Below are 21,154 nucleotides of genomic sequence, written 5' to 3' on the forward strand. Positions count from 1 at the left end.
ACCGCAAGGACGCGGTTTTTCGATGCACACAGCCCAGTTTGAAGAAAAAAATGCAGTTCAGACACACATCTCGCAAGACGAATCGGCCGACATGGTCAATACTTCACATGCGGTAGTCTCCAGGATTCGGAGCGCTGTGAATCGCAGTCATACCCACGCGGGCGTCATCGGACAGTAGGCCCGGTAGATGGCTGAAAGATTGAATACACACAAGGATGTCTCTCATGAAACCAGCCTCTCGCTTGCCTGGCCGGCAGCATCCGCAAATCTGGAACAGTGCTGCGCAACTGGCCGATATCCCGATTATCAGTACCCAGACGCTCATTCCCGCCGGCGCCCGCGCGGTCGTCCTCTCCCCGCACCCGGGCGATGAGATCGGCGCCTGTGGCGGATTGCTGCAGTTGCTGAACAATCTGGATCAACCCATGTTGCTGATCTCGGTCTCCGATGGAGCCCTGATCCATCCCGGTTCACCGCTGTGGACCGATGAGCGCCTGCGTACACACCGCCCTCACCCGCAGGAAAGCGTGGACGCCCTGCATCGCCTGGGCATTGCAGCCCATGGCCTGCAATGGGTGCGCGGCGGCTTCCCGGAAAAGGCCCTGGCCGAACACGAGGCCGAGCTCACCGACTTTATTGCACGTCACCTGCGCCCCGGTGACGTGGTGTTCAGCACCTGGCGCCAGGATGGCGACAGCGACCACGACGCCGTCGGGCGCGCCGGGGCCCTGGCCGCCGACAGGATCGGGGTGGCGTTCAACGAACTGCCGGTGTGGGCCTGGCACTGGCCGGTCCGCGAGCAAAATAAAATCCCCTGGCACCGGGCCCGCAAACTGCGCCTCGACGTCTGGACCACCGCCCGCAAGCGTCACGCCATGTACGCCTACGTCAGCCAACTCAACGGCGAACCGGCAAGTGGCATCGCCCCCCTGGTGCCCCGGGTCATCCTGGATCGGATGGGGCTGCCGTATGAGATTGTCTTCATCTGAGTACGCACCGGTAGAAGCGGTTTTGTTAGCGGATGGCGGTGATTCAGACACCGCCATCGCGAGCAGGCTCGCTCCCACAATGGATTTGCGGGGATATGCAACATCTGCGTACGCCACCGCTCTCCCTGTGGGAGCGAGCCTGCTCGCGATAGCGCTGGGCCAGGTACGATGAACCCAGCAGGAATATGAAAAATCCGGAACTGCCGGCGCCTTGGGTCAGTCGCATGAACAGGTACGTCTGATTCAGGAGGGAACGTGACTCAAGATCCCGATTGGCGGACCGTCGAACCCATGCCATCGGACCTGCCTGCGGCGGTTCATCGACTGCGGGTCCTGACGGTCAACACCCATAAGGGTTTCACCGCCCTCAACCGTCGCTTCATCCTGCCCGAGTTGCGCGAAGCGGTGCGCAGTACCGGCGCCGACCTGGTGTTCCTGCAAGAGGTGCTGGGCGAACATGACCGACACGCGTCACGCTACAACAACTGGCCCCAGACGTCCCAGTACGAATTCCTCGCCGACAGCATGTGGAGCGACTTCGCCTACGGCCGCAATGCGGTCTACCCCGATGGCCACCATGGCAACGCCCTGCTCTCCAAATACCCGATCCGCCAGTTCCGCAATCTCGATGTGTCCATCACCGGCCCGGAGCGGCGCGGGTTGTTGCACTGTGTGCTGGATGTGCCCGGGCACGCCGCTGTCCACGGGATCTGCGTACACCTGAGCCTTCTGGAAAGCCATCGCCAATTACAGCTCAAACTGCTCTGCCAACTGCTCGATTCGTTGCCCGAGGACGCCCCGGTGATCATCGCCGGCGACTTCAACGACTGGCAGCTGCGTGGCAACCTCGCCCTCGCCCGCCGTGGCTACCTGCACGAAGCCTTCGAGCAACACCTCGGCCGCCCCGCCAGGACCTATCCGGCCCGCTTCCCGCTGTTGCGCCTGGACCGCATTTACCTGCGCAACGCCAGCAGCCACGCCCCGCAAATCCTGGGCAACAAACCCTGGACCCACCTGAGCGACCACCTGCCGCTTTCAGTGGAAGTGCATTTGTAGGGCGGGCCTTTGCGGCTCTTTCTGCGCGCTGACCTGTAAGTTCTGACAGTAGCGACGCTGTTTTTTCATTGCTAGGGTGCCATCCCATACAGCGAGCGTTGCCAGGCCCTATGTGCCATCTGTTGTGCAACCGATGCTGAAACCGGTGTCCACGGGGATGCCGATGCAGAGGGATAGCACATGATTCGGCACGATAAAGGATTCAATCGGCTGTTCAACGCTGTGTGGATATCAGCCCCCTTTCTGTTACCCGTCCCGGCCGCCATGGCCGCTTGCACGCTGACGCCAACCGCAGGCGATGACGCTTATGTCTGCGACAGCGGCACCAGTCCTGGGCTGACAGACCTGTCGGGTAACAACAGCCTGACCATGCCCGCCAACGGCAGTGGCGTCATTAGCGGCGACGTCACGTTTGGCACCGGCGTCGACCGCATCGTGATCAATGCCAACGGCGTGATTGACGGCGATGTCCAGCAAGGCTCCGGCGTGGACGACTTCATCATGAATGGCGGCAGGATCCTGTCCCTGGCACAAGGTGACGGTCTCGATACGTTCTTGATGACCGGCGGCACTATCGTCGACGCGTTCGAAGACGGCGACGTCGCGACGATGACCGACGGCACCATTGGCCGGGTCGACATGAAACTCGATGACAACGTTTTCGATATGTCCGGTGGAAATATCATCGGCAACCTGGTGACCGGTTTCGGCCAGGACACCATCATCCTCTCCGCAGGACGCATCGGCGGCAATGTCAGCGTCAGCGGCGGCAATGACAGCATTACCGTCAGCGGTGGCGAAATCATCGGCGAGGTCCGGGCCAGTGCCGGCGATGACCAGTTGCAGTGGAGCGGCGGCCTCATTCATTCGGCCATTTTGATGGGCGACGGCAACGACACGGCGCTGTTGAGCAACCTCGATGAAAGCCTGCTCGCCACCACGCCCAGCCTGAACGGAGGGTTGGGCCAGGACGTCTTGACGTTCAGCGGCAGCACCTCCAGCTCCGGCCCCCGCTACCTCAACTTGGAAACGATCAACCTCACCCAAGGCTCGCAACTGGACCTTGACGACACCCTGACCTTGGGGGACAGCGCCACCGCCACCGGGACGCTCAACATAGAATCCGGCAGCACGCTAACATCGACCCAAGGCGTCATTGCCCCTTTTACTGCCGGTCAGTTGGCGACGCTCAACAATGCCGGCGCCGTAGACCTCACCCAGGGCAACACCCGCACCAACGACACCCTCACTGTCCAGGGCAACTACGTCGGTAACAATGGCCAGTTGCGCCTGCAAACGGTACTCGGCGCCGACGACTCCCCCAGCGACAAGCTGGTGGTCAATGGCGGGACACTCACCGGCAGTACCGCCATCACGGTCACGAACCTGGGCGGTACGGGCGCACAGACGGCTCAGGATGGCATCGAAGTGGTCCAGGCCCAAGGGGGCGCGGTCAGTGATAGCGGCGCCTTTTCGCTGGCACAATCGGTCTCGGCCGGGGCATTCGATTACCGCTTGTTCAAGGGCGGCGTAACCGGCAATGAAAACAACTGGTACCTGCGTTCCACTGTGGTCGCCGGACCGGTAGCGGCGCCCAGCCCGACGTTGCCCGTACTGCCGGTCGCAGTACCCGGCGCAGCGCCCATTCCTCTGTACCGGCCGGAAGTACCGACCTGGTCGGTATTGCCCCCGGCAGCGGCACAACTGACCCTGATGGCCCTGGGCACGTTCCATGACCGCCAGGGCGACCAGCGCCTGCTCACGGAAAACGGCACGTTCGGCGCGGGCTGGGGCCGGGTCTATGGCAAGGACCTGGATCAAACCTGGGCCGGCACGGTGACGCCGCGGTTAGATGGATCGATCAAGGGTTTCCAGGTGGGCAATGACCTGTACAGCTCGCCGCTGGCCAATGGGCAGACCCAGCGCATCGGTTTCTTCGTCGGCCATACCGAATTGAACGGCAACGTTGATGGCTTCAACCTGGGTTTCAAAGGCCGACGCGCCGGCAAGATAGAACTCGACGGCGACAGCTACGGACTCTACTGGACGCTCACCGACCCCACTGGCGGCTACGTCGACGCCGTAGTGATGGGCACGCGACTGGACGGCGACAACCGCTCCGAGCGTGGGCTGAAAATCGACAATCGCGGGCACGCCCTGACCCTGTCGGCGGAAGCCGGTTACCCCTTCGCCGTGGCCACCGACTGGGTCCTGGAACCCCAGGTGCAGATCATCCACCAGAAGGTCTCCCTGGACACGCAAGACGACGGGGTCTCCAGGGTCGAGTTCGACTCCGACAGTGCCTGGACCGGCCGTCTCGGCGCTCGCCTGAAGGGCCGCTACCAGGTCAGCGGCATGCCCGTGGAACCGTACCTGCGCGCCAACCTCTGGCACACGTTTTCCGGCACCGATACGGTGACGTTCGACGACACTGAGCGGGTCGAGACCCAACAGCGCGCGTCCACCGGCGACCTGGGTGTCGGCGTCATCGTGAGCCTGGCACCCACGGTCAGCGTCTACGCCGCAGCGGACTACAGCAACAACCTCGACAGCCTTCAGCAACGCAGTGTGTCGGGCAATCTCGGTGTACGGATCAGCTGGTAGGCAGGTTCTGCGACGATGATTTGACGCCCAAATACTCGCCTTAATAACCAATTGAAATCAGCATCTTATTGACGCTGATTTCATCTTGCCATTCATCGTTCATTTTCTTGACGCGCCGCCATCGGTCTTCTTGACTACACCGTACTACCCCCGGAAGTACAGTCAGGGGCAGGCCTCTGGAACCCGCCAAGACGGGCCGCCAAAGGCTTGCCTCAATCCATTCGGTCGCCCCTCATTCGGGGTAGGAGAGACGCCAAAAAGCGAGAAACGCATGCGATTGCAAGGCAGGCCCCCATGAAAACTTCCCTCCGTCCGCAAGATATCTCCACCGCCACCCTCCACACCCTCTCCACTTCGTTGTTGCTGCTTTCCTCCATGGAGGTACAGGCCTGGCCTGCCGAGGAGACAGTGCAGCCCTGGTATGGCCGAGCACAGTCCGACAACCTCAATACCGCATTCATCGGCAGTGACCCCGCCTCCGGCAAGAGCCCCGCCCTGTTCACATTGCGAAACGACAGCGGCCATACCCAGCGCATGGGCCTGATCAGCGGGCAAAACCAGATCATTTCAACGGGAAGTGGCCAGCTGGTAACGCCTGCGATGGCCGAACCGGGCAAAGATGCCCTGAACCTGACAGGCTCGAGCCTCGGCGCCTATTGGAGCCTGACCGGCCCCGCCGGCTGGCACGTGGACCTGAGCGCCAGCGGCGGCCGGGTCAATGGCTACAGCCGCACCGAACAAGGCCAGCGCCAGGCCAGCGAAGGCAATGCCGTGACGCTGTCGGTCGAGGGCGGCTTTGCGATTGGCATCGGGACCCACTGGGTCGTCGAACCCCAGGCGCAGTTGATCAACCAGCGCATCACCCTCGACACACCGAATGCCGAAAGCGGCACCGGCAATGAACTGAACAGCTGGAGTGGCCGCGTCGGCGCACGACTCAAAGGTAATTACCAAGTCAACGGTCTCGGCATGGAGCCCTATGTGCGAACCAACCTGTGGCATACGGTCCAGAGCGCCGATACCTTGTCCCTGGATAAGGTCGACAAGATCAGCAGCAGCCGAAAGTCCTCCACCGTCGAAGTCGGCCTGGGCCTGGTGGCCCGGGTCACGCCGGCGGTAAGCCTGTATGTCAGTGCCGATTACAGCAGTGACGTCGACGACAACGACCTCAACGGCATCATTACCAGCATGGGGGTGCGGATGCGCTGGTGATGCCGACTCTGTAGGAGCTGCCGAAGGCTGCGATCTTTTGATCTTTCGCCTGGGACTCAAGTGTCTGGGGAGAGATCGCAGCCTCGCTGCACTCGTCAGCTCCTACACAGCTCCTACACCGCGCCTACATAAACACGGCGCAAGCAATCTGCCGCCACTTAAAAAACACCTCCATTAAGGCGTATAACGCTAAAAGCGATTTATACCTGCAAGCCGTCTGCCTTGGCTCATTTCATTGATGGAGTAACGACATGACCACAGCCCCCTTCCTCGCCAACCTGTTTCCCGGCGCCGCCGACATCCCGCAGGCCTACCGCCTCGAAGGCCGGATCGAACAGCGCGAATACCTGGTCGACGGCGTCCTGCAAACCTGGCAAGGGCCACTGGCCGTCGTCCGCAGCCCCGTTTACCTGACGGGTGAGCTGGGCGATGAGCAAGTGATTCTCGGCAGCACACCGCTGCTGGACGCCGAAACCGCCCTCACCGCCCTGGACGCTGCCGTGCGGGCTTACGATCGCGGCCAGGGCCAGTGGCCCACGATGCGCGTCGCCGAGCGCATCCGCCACGTGGAAACCTTCCTGGCGCGCATGCGCGAGCAACGCGAGGCCGTGGTCAAGTTGCTGATGTGGGAGATTGGCAAGAACCTCAAGGATTCCCAGAAGGAATTCGACCGCACTTGCGACTACATCGTCGACACCATCAACGCCCTCAAGGAGCTGGACCGCCGCTCCAGCCGCTTCGAGCTGGAACAGGACACCCTCGGGCAGATCCGCCGCGTGCCCCTGGGCGTGGCCTTGTGCATGGGCCCCTACAACTACCCGCTGAACGAAACCTTCACCACGCTGATCCCGGCCTTGATCATGGGCAACACCGTGGTGTTCAAGCCGGCCAAGCTCGGCGTCCTGCTGGTGCGGCCGTTGCTCGAAGCCTTCCGCGACAGCTTCCCGGCAGGCGTGATCAACGTGATCTACGGCAGCGGCCGCGAAACTGTCAGCGCGCTGATGGCCAGCGGCAAGATCGACATCTTCGCCTTTATCGGCACCAACAAGGCGGCCAGTGACCTGAAGAAGCTTCACCCGCGACCACACCGCCTGCGTGCCGCCCTGGGCCTGGATGCGAAGAACCCCGGGCTGGTGCTGCCGGAGGTCGACCTGGACAACGCGGTCAACGAGGCGCTGACCGGCTCGCTGTCATTCAACGGCCAGCGCTGCACGGCGCTGAAAATCCTGTTTGTCCATGAAGATGTGGCGCCGGCGTTCATCGAGAAGTTCAACGCCAGGCTCGCCAGCCTGAAACCCGGCATGCCCTGGGAGGACGGTGTGGCGCTGACGCCGTTGCCCGAAGCGAGCAAGGTCGATTACTTGCATTCGCTGGTCGCCGATGCGCTCGCCAAGGGTGCAGAAGTGAAGAATGCCCATGGCGGCGAATCGCGCAGCTCGTTCTTCTACCCGGCGGTGCTGTACCCGGTGAACACCGCGATGCGGGTCTACCATGAGGAACAGTTCGGCCCGGTCGTGCCCATCGTGCCGTACCGCGACCTCAATACCGTAATCGATTACGTACTGGAGTCCGACTTCGGCCAGCAGCTCAGCATTTTCGGCACCAACCCGGCACAAATCGGCAAGCTGGTGGACACCTTCGCCAACCAGGTCGGCCGCATCAACATCAACGCCCAGTGCCAGCGTGGCCCGGACACGTTCCCGTTCAATGGCCGGAAGAATTCGGCCGAGGGCACCTTGTCGGTCCACGATGCGCTGCGCACCTTTTCCATTCGCACGCTGGTGGCAACCAAGTTCCAGGACAGCAACAAGGCGTTGATCAGCGACATTATCCGTGAGCGGGATTCCAACTTCCTGACCACTGACTACATCTTCTGATCCACGCCCGAACATGGGCTACGACAGGGCTGGGCGCCGCGATTTGATACCCCAGCCCTGTTGCATGCCGGCAGCCGCCAGCAGGATCGCCGCCACGCCCAGCCATTGCAGCGGCTCCAGGCGATGGCCGAAGGCAAACCAGTCGACGAAAATCGCCGCAATCGGATAGATGAACGACAACGCACCGGTCAATGCAGTCGGCAAGCGTTGTATGGCGCTGTACAGCAACACGTACATCACGCCGGTGTGCACCATGCCCAGGGTCAGCAGGCTGGCCCAGGCTTCGGTTTGCTGCGGCAACGCCGAGAAGTTCGCCCAGGGCGCCAACAGCAACACGCCGGTGCTGACCTGGATCAGCGCGATCAGATGAGGCGGCGTGCCGGTCAGGCGCTTGATGATCAAGGCCGCGATGGCGTACAGCAATGCGGCCCCCAGCGCCAAGGCAATGCCCAGCAGATAGTCGCCGCCGCCCTGCCCTTGCTCACCATGGGCACTGACGATGGCCAGCATTCCGAGAAACGACACCGCCAGCCAGAACAGCTTCTGCGCGGTGATTTTTTCCCCCAGGAATAACGCCGCCAGCCCCACCAACATGAACGGCTGGACGTTGTACACCGCCGTGCCGATGGCAATCGAGGCGCGGGAATAAGAAGCAAACAACAACACCCAGTTGCCGACGATCGCCACACCGCTGAGTACCGTCAGCAGGAAGGTGGTACGGGTGAGAATGCCGGGGCGCAAAAAGCCGAAACCGGCGCAGATCAGCAGCAAGGTCACGGCGCCGAACACGCAGCGCCAGAACACCACATCCAGCACCGGCAGGCCGGAAACCAGCACGAACCAACCAATGGTTCCGGAGATCAGCATGGCGGCAGTCATTTCCAGCGAACCGCGGCGTAAGGTCTTGTCCATCTTCAGGCTCCTTCAGCAAGTGGGCACAGTATGCCGAGCCAATGGGTACCTTCTCCATGGCTTGAAAAAGGCTAAACTGCGATTCGACCTTTTTTATCAAGGCAACTTCACACATTCGCCTAATGGAGTTGAAATGACTGACGATATTGACCAGATCCTCATCAGTGCCCTGATGGAAGATTCCCGACGCTCCCTCAAGGCCCTGGCAAACCTCAGTGGCCTGTCCTCCCCCAGTGTCGCCGAGCGCCTTCGCCGGCTCGAAGAACGTGGCGTGCTCAGGGGCTATACCGTCGAGGTGGACCCCAAGTGCTTCGGCTATCAACTCCAGGCCATCGTGCGTATTCGCCCGCTGCCGGGGCAGTTGCAGGAAGTGGAGCGGCAGATCCAGGCCATCGCGCAATTCACCGAATGCGACAAGGTCACCGGCGACGACTGCTTCATCGCCCGCCTGCACGTGCGCTCGATGGAACAGCTGGATACCTTGCTGGACAAACTCAATGTCCATGCCGAGACCAATACAGCCATCGTCAAGAAGACGCCGGTCAAGCGGCGGTTGCCGCCGATGGCGTAGGCATTTGCCTGGATTGAGTGAACACTTTATCCCTGTGGGAGCGGGCTTGCTCGCGAAGGCGATGTCACAGTCGACGAAGATGTTGAATGTGCTGGCCCCCTTCGCGAGCAAGCCCGCTCCCACAAGAAACCCGGCCTCGGCGCTTGTCCGAGGCCGGGGGGGGTACGCTACTGAAGCTCTTCCAGGTCAGGGCTGCGTTGTACTTTGAACACCTCTTGTTCAGGCGCATCGCTGGCCTTCATCAGGTTAAGGGCCTTTACGTTGGCGCAAGCATTCTTGCCGTCGGCATAGATGCCGCTGTGGTTGCATTTCCAGTCATAGAAGTTGGCCAGGGCACCGGACAATTGCAGGCTGTAATCGGTGCTCCGAGTACCCGGCGAAAAGGGCTGCCCGGCCGGGATGTTCTGGAACCATTTCATCCATTCGTCGCTCCCCACCGGTGGCGGGTTGGGTTGGAAGGTCGGATTCATCGGCGCCAGTTGCTGGTACTCAGCGGTCATATGGCAACTCAGGCAGGACGCCTGGGGATTGTCCACGGGGCCGTTGAGGCGGCCGTTCCAGCCCAGGTGGGTCGGTGGCAGCTCCTTGGTGTTGGCATTGATCGCGGTCTGCTTCAGCGCCGGGTTGATCTTGGTTTCAGTCGGCGTCGGGTTGGTGAACGCGTTACCGTTCTCCTTGGGATCGTTCCCCCACATGATCCCCACTGGCACCAGGTTGTCCCAGCCCGATTTACCGGTCATCGCACCGTTGTACTGGAAGGTACCGAACAACCAGCCGGTTTCTTTCACGCGCGTGTCCCGGACGGCAATGTCCATCTGAATCAACGCGACTTTAGTGATGGCACGTTTGGTTGAGTAGAAGTCCTTGGCGGTGTAGGCACTCCAGAGCACCGGATTGACCAGCGAGGGCACCGTATTGATATCGATGTCTGCGAACAACGCCTTGCACACCACTGTGCCATTGGGAAATCCCTTTGGTTGCGAGGTGTAGCTCGGATCAGGATTCTGCGGGTCCTTCCAGACCTGGCCGATGGTGTACGCCCCTATATCGTTATAGATGCCGACCGCGTAGGTCTGGCCATTCCCGGTTTGGGTACTCGCCAACTGTTTGGGCTGGATCGGCGCCTCTTTGGTCAGCCCGTGAATAGCTTCACGACCGTTGGGGCCATAGTGCTGCCAGGGCATGTGATACCACTGACGAACCTTGTTTTTCTGCACGTCCCAGGCGACTTCCGTGTTGCCCTCCAGGCAATATTTTTTCACCTCGTTCATATAGGTGCGCCAGGTTTCAAAGTCATTGCTGAAATTGGCGGGCAACTGCTTGAAAAACGCCGGCATCGAAGAAGAAGGCGGCGCCACGGTGGGATAGTTTTGACTGAGTCGGAAGAATGGAGAGGGATACGAACTCTTCGGTGGAGCGAAGCCGTAATCAGGAAACGTTCCGGCCTGGGCGCCAGCCATGGACAACGCGCCTGTCAGGGCCAGCAGTGCAGCGATCTTTCCTTGGGTATGGTTCATCGATATCTCCTTATCGGGAGACGCCCGCCGTCCCAGCGAAGGGTTTAGCGATGCGCAGGGCCTCCTTCTGTTATCAGGCATTGGCACTATGCCAGACCTGCTCACGGTCCACGCTCAGCGACGTGACGCACCTCCTTGGCGCCCGCCAAGTGGGCACGGTCAGGCCTGGCTCTGGCAGCCGGGTGGGAACGTTATCGAGGGAGTGTGGCGAAGATTTCGCGCGATGATCGACCGATCAACCGCATGCCGACCTTGGCAATGCAATCCCTTGCCTTAGGTGTAGATCATTTATCCAAAGGTGCCATCATGCTCCAGGCTTTTGCCGGCCATTGGCCACACTCCGGCGATGGTCAGCAAAAAAGGGCTTATCCGTGGCAATACGATCCGAGGCTTTGGGCCCGTTGGCCGCCTGACCATCGACGTACCAGTAACAGTGCTGCACCGCACGCGTGATACCCACATACGCCAGGCGCAGGATTTCGTCCTTTTGCGCCGAGTCGTAAGCTTCGGCGTCACCGTCCTGGCCTAGCCCGGCCATTCGATAGACCTGGTTCTTGTAGGGTGAACTGCTCAGGTGCTGGCAGTCGCCCAGAAGGAACACCGCATCGGCCTGGAGCCCCTTGGCACTGTGATAAGTCATCTGCCTGAGCCGCCGGGCATCGTACGGCAAGCTAGAATCGACATTAACTGTTGGCTGAATATACTTTTCTATCAATAGCTTATCGCTGCTTTTTCGATACAACATCAAGATCGAATCGCCCTTGCGATAGTGCTCTTCCAATCGCAGGGCCAGCCCTTCGTCATCTCGATCCAGTACGTTGACTGGGCTCAGAGAGCGAGGCACACCACTGGCCTTAGCCTTTTTACCGGGGATAGCCGCAGCAGCCCGCACGATGTGCTCGGCCGCGTCGATGATGTGCTGGTGGCTACGGTAGTTGTCGGTGAGCATGACCCGTGTCGTCGTTGGCGAAGGGAATTGCTTGTTGAACGCCATGAAGTAGCTCGGCGAACTGCCGCGCCAGCCATAGATCGATTGCCAATCGTCCCCGACACATAACAAGGAAGAGCGCTGGGCACCGCGCCCCACGTGCATCGCGGGCCCACGGCTGCGTATTTCCCGCAGACTGGCGCGCAGCCAGGAGACGATCTGCGGTGACACGTCCTGGAATTCGTCGATCATCAGGTGCGAAAGCGGCCTGAGCAACGCATCCCCCAGCAACTTGAAATTTTCCGGCGAGTGCTCGCTGAACAGCGCAAACATGCGGTTGTAGGTCATGACCGGCGGCGATTGGTCGAGCAGATGGTCTTCGAATGCCCGCCAGTAGCGGCTCAGCGCTTCGAAGAAATACCGATCGGGGTCATCCTGGGCAAACGACATCCGGCCCACGGCATCCGGGACGTCCAGGCCCAGGTTCTCGATAAAGCCTGCCGCCGCGACAAAACAGTCTAGCAATGGCGCTGAGCCCAGTTCGCCCTTGACCTTGTAGTCGAACCCAGGCCCGGCGCTGGCATCGCCGGCCATTGACGCTAATACACGTTTGGACGCCTCATAACTTTCCAACCATATCAGTGGCTTACGGCAGAAAGCTTGAAACAGGGTGCGCTTGACCGCCCATTCCGCACGGATGCTCAACTTGGCGCCCGGACGACTGAGCCGAGCGTCTTCCCGTGGATCGAACCCCAGTATCACCCAGGCATCCAGGGAAGGCGCGTAGCCGTGGCAGTGGAACGTCGAACCATTGATTTCGAACGTTTGTCGCTTCGGCTCGATCCCCTTGATCGGCCAGGCACCGGCGCGCAACCACAGGTCTTCGATGGCATCACATAATTCTTCGTCGCGCTGGGCTGCCAACTCGGTCACGGCGACGCGCTTTTGCACATCCGGGTGATCGCGTTCCAGCCCCTTGAGCTGCAGGGCGTGGCGGGACAACGGCAGGATCAGCTCACGGAAACGCCCGTCACGCTGGTAAAGGTTGTAATAGCAGGCGTTGAGTTGCTGGCGCTGGGCGTCGTTGATGCGCAAATCAAAGGGATTGCCCTGGGCATCATCGTCACCCGCTTCGGCGCGATGACTCAGGGTCTCGAACGCCTGGAGCCGTTCGAACCCGGGCAGGCTGCGGACCATGGGCAAGATGCGCGAATGGAATGTCCGCACCAGGTCACGAGCCTCCTTGAGGCTGACGGTACGCCCCCACAGGGCAAACACTTCGATCAGTTTCTGGATGAAATCCTTACGTGACTCCCGGGTAAACGTCACCACGGTCATCGAGTCCAGTTCAAAACCCAGATATTGGGACAACAGCACAATGCGCAGCACCAGGGTGGTGGACTTGCCCGCCCCGGCCCCGGCGACCACCGAGGTCGAGGGCGTGTCGCTGAAAATCATCTTCCATTGCGCGGTGCTCGGTTGTGCATGGGCCGGTAGCAATCGGGCGACATCTGCCTTGATGCGTTTCTTCAGTTCGGCGGTCAGCGGCAGGCGCCAGTCATCGAACAGCAGATCATCGACCTGCGGTGCCGGATGCTCCGTGCTGCGCGAATCACGGATCAACAGGACCTGACGGCCCTCCTCAAGCCCTTCGGCCCGGCCTTCCTTGTAGCCATAGTCAAAACCGGCGGTATGACCGCTGCGGAAACCGTCGGCCTGGCCATGCAACCAGGAGGCACGATGCTGGGCACGCAGGCGTGTCAGGCCATGGCCGAAGAACCGGGCGGCCAGGCGCTTGAACAGCGGCATCTGGGCCAGGGATAGAAGCTCGGGGGGAAGATCGGGAGTGTGTTGCGCCACGCTGGGGACTCCGGTGTTCATGAACCATGACGGCTATGGTGTCTGTATTTGCCGCCGGGTTCCACCCAAAAGCTTTTAAGTCATGGGTTTAGGCGATGAAGTGAAAGTTGGCTCACGGTTTTATATCTAAATAGACGATAGCTTTGACGCGTTTTTTACGCTTTTTATCGATGTTTTCATTGGCGAAAATAGCCCCATCAACCATCGCTTTCGCTGCTCAGCGGAAAAGGACACGAACATGCTCGAACTCAGGCCCTTCGCCACGTTGGGCGCCGCCAACCACGGCTGGTTGGATGCCCACCATCATTTTTCGTTCGCCGAGTATTACGACCCACAGCGCATGAACTGGGGCAACTTGCGGGTCTGGAACGATGATGTCATCGCCCCTGGTAGTGGTTTTCCCCAACACCCGCACCGGGACATGGAAATCATCACCTATGTGCGCGAAGGCGCGATCAGCCACCAGGACAATCTGGGTAACAAAGGCCGTACGGAGGCCGGTGATGTACAAGTCATGAGCGCAGGCACCGGCATTGCCCATAGCGAATACAACCTGGAATCGACGGCCACCCGCATCTTCCAGATATGGATCATCCCCAACGAAGAAGGCCTGGCACCGTCATGGGGCGCCAAGCCCTTTCCCAAGGATTCGCGCGAAGGCTTCGTGACGTTGGCCAGTGGCAAGGCCGGCGATGACCAAAGCCTGCGCATTCGCGCCGACGCACGGCTGGTAGCGGCCAATCTCAAGGCGGGTGAAAGTGCAGAGTATCGGTTGGACGCCGCACGTCGAGCTTATCTTGTGCCGGCCACAGGATTGATAGAAATCAATGGCTTGCGCGCACAAGCTCGAGACGGTGTTGCGATTGAAGATGAACAGGTATTGCGGGTGACGGCGATCGAAGACAGTGAAATCGTGCTCGTAGACCTGGCTTGATTAATCTTGTGGCGAGGGGGTGTGGGAGCAAAGCTTGCTCGCGAAATGGGCGCCTCGATTTCTGAAATACCGCATCGCCTGTATCGCGGGCAAGCCTTGCTCCCACATGAATCACCTGGCCACAGGTTGGAACAAGGCTTGCCGACGGTGTCACTTGCTGGTGATAGCCCCATCCACCAACGTTTGCGCCTCGGCCACCAATTGCTTGAGGTGCGAGTCGCCAATGAAGCTTTCGGCGTAGATCTTGTAGATATCCTCGGTGCCGGATGGGCGTGCCGCAAACCAGCCGTTTTCGGTCATGACCTTCAGGCCGCCAATGGCCTGGTCATTGCCTGGCGCATGGCTGAGGATGCTCTGGATCTTCTCCCCGGCCAGTTCGGTAGACGTCACCTGATCCGGCGACAGCTTGCTCAACAGCGCCTTCTGTTGTGGGCTGGCCTTGGCATCGACGCGTACCGAGAACGGTTCGCCCAACTCGTCAGTCAACGCGCGGTAGGCCTGGCTCGGGTCGCGACCGGTGCGCGCCGTCATTTCAGCTGCCAACAGCGCCGGGATCAGACCGTCCTTGTCGGTACTCCAGACGCCGCCGTCCTTGCGCAGGAACGAAGCACCGGCACTTTCTTCACCCCCAAAGCCCAGGGAACCATCGAACAGGCCGTCGGCAAACCACTTGAAGCCCACCGGCACTTCATAGAGGCGGCGCCCCAGGCGCTTGGCCACGCGATCAATCAGGCCGCTGCTGACCACCGTCTTGCCCACGGCGGCATCGGCGCGCCATTGCGGGCGATTCTGGAACAGGTAGTCGATGGACACCGCCAGGTAATTGTTCGGTGCCAGCAAGCCGCCAGACGGCGTCACGATGCCATGGCGGTCATGGTCCGGGTCGCAGGCAAAGGCCACGTCGAAGCGGTCCTTCAGACCAATCAACCCTTGCATCGCATGGCTGGAGGACGGGTCCATGCGGATCTGCCCGTCCCAGTCGACGGTCATGAAGCGGAAGGTGGAATCCACGTGGGTGTTCACCACTTCCAGGTCCAGGCGGTAATGCTCGGCAATGGCCGGCCAGTAGCGCACGCCTGCGCCGCCCAACGGATCGACGCCCAAATGCAGCCCGGCGGCGCGGATGGCATCAAAATCGATGACATTGACCAGGTCCGCCACGTAGGTGTTGACGTAGTCGTGACGGTGTGTGGTGTCGGCCTTCAAGGCTTGCTCGTAGCTGACGCGCTTGACGCCGGCGAGCTGGTTGGCCAGCAGTTCATTGGCCTTGGCTTCGATCCATTTGGTGATGTGGGTATCGGCCGGGCCACCGTTGGTAGGGTTGTACTTGTAGCCGCCACTTTGCGGTGGATTGTGGGACGGCGTGATGACGATACCGTCCGCCAGGCCCGAGGTGCGGCCACGGTTGTAGCAGAGAATGGCGTGGGAAATCGCCGGTGTCGGGGTGTATTCATCGCCCTCGGCGATCATGACGGTGACGCCATTGGCCGCGAATACTTCCAGTGCGCTGGCACCCGCCGGGGTCGACAGCGCGTGGGTGTCGATACCGACGAACAGTGGCCCGTTGATGCCCTGGGCTTCGCGGTACAGGCAGATCGCCTGGCTGATGGCCAACACGTGCCACTCGTTGAAGCCCAGGTCGAAGGAGCTGCCACGGTGCCCGGAGGTGCCAAAGGCCACGCGCTGGGTCGCAACCGAGGCATCGGGTCGGCCGGTGTAGTAGGCCGTCACCAGTCGCGGGATATCGATCAACAACTCTGCCGGTGCCGGCTTGCCCGCAAATGGACTGACTGTCATGCAAAACCTCTGAGTGGAGTGGCTCGGTAAATGGAGTGCAGTTTACTGACAGTTCGACCATGGCGCGATGGGTTCGATCCATTGCCGCCGATTACGCTTGTTCGAGCCTCAAGGCGTCGGCCAGCGCGCAGAGCGCAGCGTCCATGTCCTGAGGCCCGTTCAGGGCATGGGTCAGGCGCACATGTTGTGCGTACAGGCCCTGGAGACTGAACAACTCCCCCGGCGCGATGACGATTCGCTGGGCAAGCAGCCGATGGAAAACCCGTCGCAAGTCGACCCGTCGCGTCGATTGCATCCAGATCGTTGCGCCACCTTGGGGTTCTGCCCATTGCAGGCTGTCTCCCAGCCGCTCGCGCAGCAATTGTGTGGTCGAAATCGCACTTTCGCGCAGCAGGCGACGCAACACCAGCAAGTGCTGGTCAATCCGACCGTTGCTATACAGCCGGGCGATGGCTTTCTGGCGAATCGGCGACAAGCGAAACGCACGCAACAGGAAATGTCGCTGCAGGTGCAGGGTCAACTGGCGCGACAGCACGTAGCCATACGGCGCCTCTGGCCCGATGGTCTTCTCGAACGTCGAATAAACGATCAGCCGGTCCGGGTCGAGCAAGTCTCGAAAAGGCGTCATCCTTGCCTCGAACGCCAGGTCTGTATGGCTATCGTTCTCCAGCACCCAAGTTCCGTGCCGTTCCAGCAGATGCGCGATGGTCCGACGGTTCTCTTCAGGAACCAGCGTCCCCCTCGGCATGTTCAAGACCGACGACAGCACCACCAGGCTTACCGTTTCGTTCACCAGCAGTTGTTCCAGTTGCTCGACATTGAGCTCGCCGCCGGCCAACAGTGGCAGCTCGATGACGTTGACCTCCGCCGCCTGCAGCAGGCGCAACACCGCCCAGTCGCAGGGCGATTCGATCACCACGGTGGCCCCCCTGAGTGCCAGCACCGCGATAAGAATTTCCAGGACGCCCCGCAGGTCGGCGCCAATGTAGACGTCATCGGCATTCCAGCAACGGGCCGGCGAAGACGTGTAGCGGGCCGCCAGCGCGGTGCGAAGCTCCAACTCGCCCCAGGGTTGCGAGGGTGTCTGCGAGGAGCGTGGGTACTGGCGCAGCAATTCGCGCTCGAGCAGCAACAGCGGGCTGTCCAATGGCTGCATCGACGCTGGTTCGTCCGCACTGAGCACCTGCATGCCGGGTCGTCGGGCATTGACGTACAGGGTCTCGAGTAAATCGTCACCGCCGTCCAGGGTGGCCATGCTCGGCACGGGCAGCGCGTAGTAACCGGACTTGGCGATCGAATAGACCCGCCCTTCCTTTTCCAGCAGCGAATACGCGTACTGGATGGTCGATATCGACACGTTCAGACGCTCGGCCAATTGCCGCAGCGACGGCAGGCGAACCCGCGCATCAACCTCCAGCTCGTTGATCAGCGTGGTCAGGTAGCGATAAACCGCCTGATAGGCGAAGTCTGTCTCCCGGCAATTTTTCATCGGCTCAGGCCAGGACAGCGGGTCGCAGCCGATCCAGTCGCAACGCCGGGTACAAGGACTGGGGACGAGGTAGATGAGTCCGTCAAACCTCGCTCCTCAATGCCTTGCCGAGCGTTCGTGCAGCCCGTCTACAGGCGAACCGGCTTCTGCAGCGTCAACACCATCAGTGGCCTGCTGCGGATCGGCGCCCGTGGCGATTTCCGGTTGTTCCGGCAGTGAGACACTCGCCCGGTACAGCTTGCCAAGGATGTCGATGGGCAGGCCGCTGACATCGACCATCCACTGCGCAACCTGATCGGCGACGGTCGCACCCTGCATGGCTTTGTGCAGGTCCGGCATCGCCACCAGCATGCCGGGGTGGCAGCAACGCAGGAAGTCCTCCAGGCCCGCGCCCTGCCCCACGAAGGGGGCGAACAGCATGCACACCAGTTGCGTTTCACTGAGCCCCAGGATCTTTTGCGCTTCAAGGGCGGCGTAGGCACGACGCTCGGGAATCGACGACGGTGAGCCGAACAGCGCCCGAGCCTGTTCGCAGGCGTGTTCCGGCAGTTGCTTGCGGTGCATGATCATGATCGCCCGCTGCGCGTAGTCCCCGTAGCCGGTTTCATAGCTGCGTCCGTGCAGGTAGCAGGCCTGCAGGCCGTGCAGATGAGCCGACAGCAGCGGGCTGATGTACTCGTTTTCGGGCGCCGATGGGACAAGGCCCTCGGTCTGCACCCGCAGGAACTCGTTGAAGAGCGGCCAGTTGGTTCCCTCCGAACGATCGACGATCAGGTCGTCGATGCCGACGTGGCCCACTCGCCGGCAGGCCTCGAAGTGCCCCTCGGGCTTCCAGGCATCGAGGCGCTCCGGCCCATAGAAATGCCGGTAGACATCACCGCCCAGGGTATCGAGGTGGGCAAAGAGGTTGTCGAAACCGCAGGCCTGCTCGGTCAGCAGGCCGATCTTGCGAGTCGCGCGGCGCAGGCCCGATATGAATTGTTTTTGCTGACGCGGTGTATCGCTGCTGACCAACGAGTCCACGCCCGCCTCCCAGCGAGCCATGTGCCGATAGAACTCGGCCATCGCCAGGTAGCCGTCATCCCCAATCTCCAAGGGGCTGTCGACCGCACGAAGGTGTCCCAGGACCAGGAGGTCCATGCGATTGGCTTCGTGCCCCGCCACCGACAAGGGCTGCCGGTGATTGAACGGCAACACCTCGCGGTTATCGGCCATCAGCAATTCGACCCGGGGATCATCGTAGACAAACAGCGCGCTGTAGCAGCGGTGGATGTTTTCCAGCGTCGCCTGGGTGGTTTCGCTCAGGCGTGGCGTGGCGACGCGCAAGGTGAAGGTCACCGGATGCCGCCCCGCGATGCTCAGCTGTGCGGCCCGCAAGGCAGTCAGCACATAAAAACTTTCCCTGCTCCCGTTCTGGACCGTCAACACGCGGTAATCGCCAATCCGCTCGATGCCTCCGGCGGCGACAATTAAACGCTGGATCAAAAGCTGCAACGCGGTACGTTCTGCCCGGGAATAAAAACCTGACAGTCGTTGCAGTATCTGTTGATACACGTGAGTCATTGCCTGCTCATGAATTGCACTCATAGCCATTTACCTGGAAATTCAACTATCGGCGTCGCACCCGCACCAACGTGACTGCGCGACGTGTTGGTCTAGATGATTGTTCTAGCACTCAAAGAGTATTAGCAATACGCTCGAGCATTGCTTGTCGTAATTATTTGATACATATGCCGAGAGTAGGCTCGCGCCCCTTCACATCCCCGCCGAAAGCCGCGAAAACAGGGGGGCTAACCGACCGAGCGGCACGTCCTAGGAGAATTCCGACAACGTCCCACAGACAATGAGTACGAGAAACAAAGAACTTGCCGAACTTTAATAGGCTCTCTACCTCGCCCTGTTTTCCCCAAGGTCGATAGATAGCCTCGCACCAATTAACGCTCGTTGCCCCTTGAATGCATCTTGAAGGATGAAGACCTTCGAAAAAGTTATACCGCACCACGACTTCTTCCTTGATATGGAAATCAGTGTTCAATTATCAAGACTTAAACAATGATTAGAAGATACAGATTGAGGGCAAAAACCAGTTCAGATGTTGGCCGACAAACCGCTTCAGTCTTGAGCGAACCGGGACAGGCCAGTCAAGGCGCGAGAGGGTGAGGTACGAACGCAGCACCGCCAGGCAGGAGGTGCCGTAAGAAAGGATGGGTGTCAGGACGAAGGCAGCGCAAGAGCCCGGGGCGATGACTCTTGCGCAAGACAGGGTTCAGGCCGGGTCGACGACCTGAAGGGCAACACGTTCACGGCAAGGGCATTCGCCCATGTAACGGTGAGCTTCGACAAACTCGGAGAACGGGAAGACCCGAGTCTTGAGTGGCAACAGCACACGGTCGGCGGTCAGTTGATTGATATCACGCAGTGCTCGTTGCAAGGCCACCTGGTCCTGGAGAATGCCCAGTTCTGGCTTGCCAGTGAAATTGCCGATGCAGTGCACAAAGAACTGAATGTTCTTCTGGAACGCCGCACAGGCTGGAAACGGCGTCTGATTGCCGCCCTGCAAGCCATACAGCACCAGGCTGCCACGCGGTGCCAGCACGTCGCCCAGCAGCGACATCTGCGGCCCGCCGAGGCCATCGAATACCACATCGACGCCACGGTTGTCGGTGAGCTTGTTGATTTGCATCAGCAAGTCCTGCTCTTCGGTGACGATGACCTTCTCAGCGCCCAGCGACAACAGGTACTCACGCTCGTCAGCCGTCTTGGTGGCCGCGATCACCCTTACACCCAGGGCCTTGCCCAGTTGTACGAAGGAAGGACCGGCGCAATGACTGGCATCGGTGACCAAGGCGAATTGCCCCGGTTTGACCCGTGCCAGGTCCATGTAGGCGAAATACGCGATCAGCAGCGGCGTGTAATGCACGGCGGCTTCGATCGGGCTGAGCACGTCGGGATAACGGGTCAGTGCGGTGCGTGGCAGCACGATGACTTCACCGTACACCGGATAATCGTTCGGGCTCTCGGCCGGGAAGCTGGCGACCTTGTCGCCCACGGCCAAGTCATCGACGCCGTCGCCGACGGCCGTTACCACGCCGGCCATTTCATGGCCCAGGCCCGAAGGCAGGCGCGCCTGGGACGAGGCCAGGTTCTGGCGCCACAAGGTGTCGTACCAACTGATGCCGATCGCTTCGACACGGACCTGCACTTCTCCTGGCGCAGGAAGAGCCGCCGCATGCTCTTCACATTTGAGCACCTCGGCACCGCCAAACTTGTGAAAACGGATCGTGCGGGACATCGCAAACCTCGTCAAAGTAACCTCTAATGCCATGAACTCTATCCGGGCTTTGTACCCAAGACCATCAGTGGCTATTAATAGTCGACATGCCTGTCATTGATTCCGCAGTAAGAAAA

The 21,154-nt window shown here is 60.7% G+C and carries 14 protein-coding genes; 7 read left to right on the plus strand and 7 right to left on the minus strand.

Annotated elements, in window-relative coordinates; translation table 11 throughout:
• The first annotated feature begins 224 nt into the window (after positions 1 to 224).
• The 5 genes from CFII68_RS23745 (at position 225) to CFII68_RS23725 (ending at position 7,738) form a co-directional block, all read left to right on the plus strand.
• Positions 225 to 989: a PIG-L deacetylase family protein gene (locus CFII68_RS23745; protein WP_018601365.1), complete on the plus strand. Its 765-nt coding sequence runs from the start codon at positions 225 to 227 to the stop codon at positions 987 to 989.
• A 291-nt stretch (positions 990 to 1,280) separates the two neighbouring features.
• Entirely contained in the window at positions 1,281 to 2,045 is a 765-nt protein-coding gene (locus CFII68_RS23740; protein WP_371103454.1) for an endonuclease/exonuclease/phosphatase family protein, read from the plus strand.
• Positions 2,046 to 2,225: 180 nt separating this feature from the next.
• Positions 2,226 to 4,649 (plus strand): autotransporter outer membrane beta-barrel domain-containing protein, encoded by a 2,424-nt coding sequence (locus CFII68_RS23735; protein ID WP_018601369.1) that lies wholly within the window; start codon positions 2,226 to 2,228, stop codon positions 4,647 to 4,649.
• 294 nt (positions 4,650 to 4,943) lie between these two features.
• The gene (locus CFII68_RS23730; RefSeq protein WP_018601371.1) at positions 4,944 to 5,861 is read left to right on the plus strand and encodes an autotransporter outer membrane beta-barrel domain-containing protein; all 918 of its coding nucleotides are present in this window, start codon (positions 4,944 to 4,946) and stop codon (positions 5,859 to 5,861) included.
• A 251-nt stretch (positions 5,862 to 6,112) separates the two neighbouring features.
• On the plus strand, positions 6,113 to 7,738 hold the full coding sequence (locus CFII68_RS23725) for an NADP-dependent glyceraldehyde-3-phosphate dehydrogenase (protein WP_018601373.1): 1,626 nt from the start codon (positions 6,113 to 6,115) through the stop codon (positions 7,736 to 7,738).
• Between the two features lie 18 nt (positions 7,739 to 7,756).
• Here the strand turns inward: CFII68_RS23725 and CFII68_RS23720 are convergent, their stop codons facing one another.
• On the minus strand, positions 7,757 to 8,650 hold the full coding sequence (locus CFII68_RS23720) for a DMT family transporter (RefSeq protein ID WP_018601375.1): 894 nt from the start codon (positions 8,648 to 8,650) through the stop codon (positions 7,757 to 7,759).
• Positions 8,651 to 8,783: 133 nt separating this feature from the next.
• Here CFII68_RS23720 and CFII68_RS23715 point away from each other — a divergent pair, with 133 nt between their 5' ends.
• Positions 8,784 to 9,221 carry an Lrp/AsnC family transcriptional regulator gene (locus tag CFII68_RS23715; protein WP_018601377.1) on the plus strand — a complete coding sequence of 146 codons (438 nt, stop codon included), beginning with the start codon at positions 8,784 to 8,786 and terminating at the stop codon, positions 9,219 to 9,221.
• A gap of 167 nt (positions 9,222 to 9,388) precedes the next feature.
• Here the strand turns inward: CFII68_RS23715 and CFII68_RS23710 are convergent, their stop codons facing one another.
• Positions 9,389 to 10,738, minus strand: a complete 1,350-nt coding sequence (locus CFII68_RS23710; RefSeq protein ID WP_018601379.1) for a hypothetical protein — start codon at positions 10,736 to 10,738, stop codon at positions 9,389 to 9,391.
• Positions 10,739 to 11,042: 304 nt separating this feature from the next.
• Positions 11,043 to 13,526 carry a UvrD-helicase domain-containing protein gene (locus CFII68_RS23705; RefSeq protein ID WP_033062385.1) on the minus strand — a complete coding sequence of 828 codons (2,484 nt, stop codon included), beginning with the start codon at positions 13,524 to 13,526 and terminating at the stop codon, positions 11,043 to 11,045.
• Between the two features lie 238 nt (positions 13,527 to 13,764).
• Between CFII68_RS23705 and CFII68_RS23700 the strand changes: the two genes are divergently transcribed.
• Positions 13,765 to 14,460 (plus strand): pirin family protein, encoded by a 696-nt coding sequence (locus tag CFII68_RS23700; RefSeq protein WP_018601382.1) that lies wholly within the window; start codon positions 13,765 to 13,767, stop codon positions 14,458 to 14,460.
• Between the two features lie 150 nt (positions 14,461 to 14,610).
• On the opposite strand, the gene pgm is transcribed toward CFII68_RS23700, so the two are convergent.
• The 4 genes from pgm to CFII68_RS23680 all read right to left on the minus strand — a co-directional run bounded on the left by pgm (position 14,611) and on the right by CFII68_RS23680 (position 21,038).
• On the minus strand, positions 14,611 to 16,257 hold the full coding sequence (gene pgm / locus CFII68_RS23695) for a phosphoglucomutase (alpha-D-glucose-1,6-bisphosphate-dependent) (protein ID WP_018601384.1): 1,647 nt from the start codon (positions 16,255 to 16,257) through the stop codon (positions 14,611 to 14,613).
• A 91-nt stretch (positions 16,258 to 16,348) separates the two neighbouring features.
• Positions 16,349 to 17,746: an aminotransferase class I/II-fold pyridoxal phosphate-dependent enzyme gene (locus tag CFII68_RS23690; protein ID WP_018601385.1), complete on the minus strand. Its 1,398-nt coding sequence runs from the start codon at positions 17,744 to 17,746 to the stop codon at positions 16,349 to 16,351.
• 96 nt (positions 17,747 to 17,842) lie between these two features.
• Positions 17,843 to 19,333: a hypothetical protein gene (locus CFII68_RS23685; RefSeq protein WP_033062386.1), complete on the minus strand. Its 1,491-nt coding sequence runs from the start codon at positions 19,331 to 19,333 to the stop codon at positions 17,843 to 17,845.
• A 679-nt stretch (positions 19,334 to 20,012) separates the two neighbouring features.
• On the minus strand, positions 20,013 to 21,038 hold the full coding sequence (locus tag CFII68_RS23680; RefSeq protein ID WP_003202189.1) for a zinc-dependent alcohol dehydrogenase family protein: 1,026 nt from the start codon (positions 21,036 to 21,038) through the stop codon (positions 20,013 to 20,015).
• Positions 21,039 to 21,154 lie beyond the last annotated feature (116 nt).

It is taken from the genome of Pseudomonas sp. CFII68 (genome assembly GCF_000416195.1).
Classification (GTDB): Bacteria; Pseudomonadota; Gammaproteobacteria; order Pseudomonadales; family Pseudomonadaceae; genus Aquipseudomonas; species Aquipseudomonas kilonensis.

What these genes read in the sequence shown, in the direction of transcription:
- CFII68_RS23725 (WP_018601373.1), top strand. Translation starts at nt 6,113, where the DNA reads ATGACCACAGCCCCCTTCCTCGCCAACCTGTTTCCCGGCGCCGCCGAC.
- CFII68_RS23745 (WP_018601365.1), top strand. Translation starts at nt 225, where the DNA reads ATGAAACCAGCCTCTCGCTTGCCTGGCCGGCAGCATCCGCAAATCTGG.
- CFII68_RS23680 (WP_003202189.1), bottom strand. Translation starts at nt 21,038, where the DNA reads ATGTCCCGCACGATCCGTTTTCACAAGTTTGGCGGTGCCGAGGTGCTC.
- CFII68_RS23700 (WP_018601382.1), top strand. Translation starts at nt 13,765, where the DNA reads ATGCTCGAACTCAGGCCCTTCGCCACGTTGGGCGCCGCCAACCACGGC.
- CFII68_RS23735 (WP_018601369.1), top strand. Translation starts at nt 2,226, where the DNA reads ATGATTCGGCACGATAAAGGATTCAATCGGCTGTTCAACGCTGTGTGG.
- CFII68_RS23720 (WP_018601375.1), bottom strand. Translation starts at nt 8,650, where the DNA reads ATGGACAAGACCTTACGCCGCGGTTCGCTGGAAATGACTGCCGCCATG.
- CFII68_RS23710 (WP_018601379.1), bottom strand. Translation starts at nt 10,738, where the DNA reads ATGAACCATACCCAAGGAAAGATCGCTGCACTGCTGGCCCTGACAGGC.
- CFII68_RS23690 (WP_018601385.1), bottom strand. Translation starts at nt 17,746, where the DNA reads ATGAAAAATTGCCGGGAGACAGACTTCGCCTATCAGGCGGTTTATCGC.
- CFII68_RS23730 (WP_018601371.1), top strand. Translation starts at nt 4,944, where the DNA reads ATGAAAACTTCCCTCCGTCCGCAAGATATCTCCACCGCCACCCTCCAC.
- pgm (WP_018601384.1), bottom strand. Translation starts at nt 16,257, where the DNA reads ATGACAGTCAGTCCATTTGCGGGCAAGCCGGCACCGGCAGAGTTGTTG.
- CFII68_RS23685 (WP_033062386.1), bottom strand. Translation starts at nt 19,333, where the DNA reads ATGAGTGCAATTCATGAGCAGGCAATGACTCACGTGTATCAACAGATA.
- CFII68_RS23715 (WP_018601377.1), top strand. Translation starts at nt 8,784, where the DNA reads ATGACTGACGATATTGACCAGATCCTCATCAGTGCCCTGATGGAAGAT.
- CFII68_RS23740 (WP_371103454.1), top strand. Translation starts at nt 1,281, where the DNA reads ATGCCATCGGACCTGCCTGCGGCGGTTCATCGACTGCGGGTCCTGACG.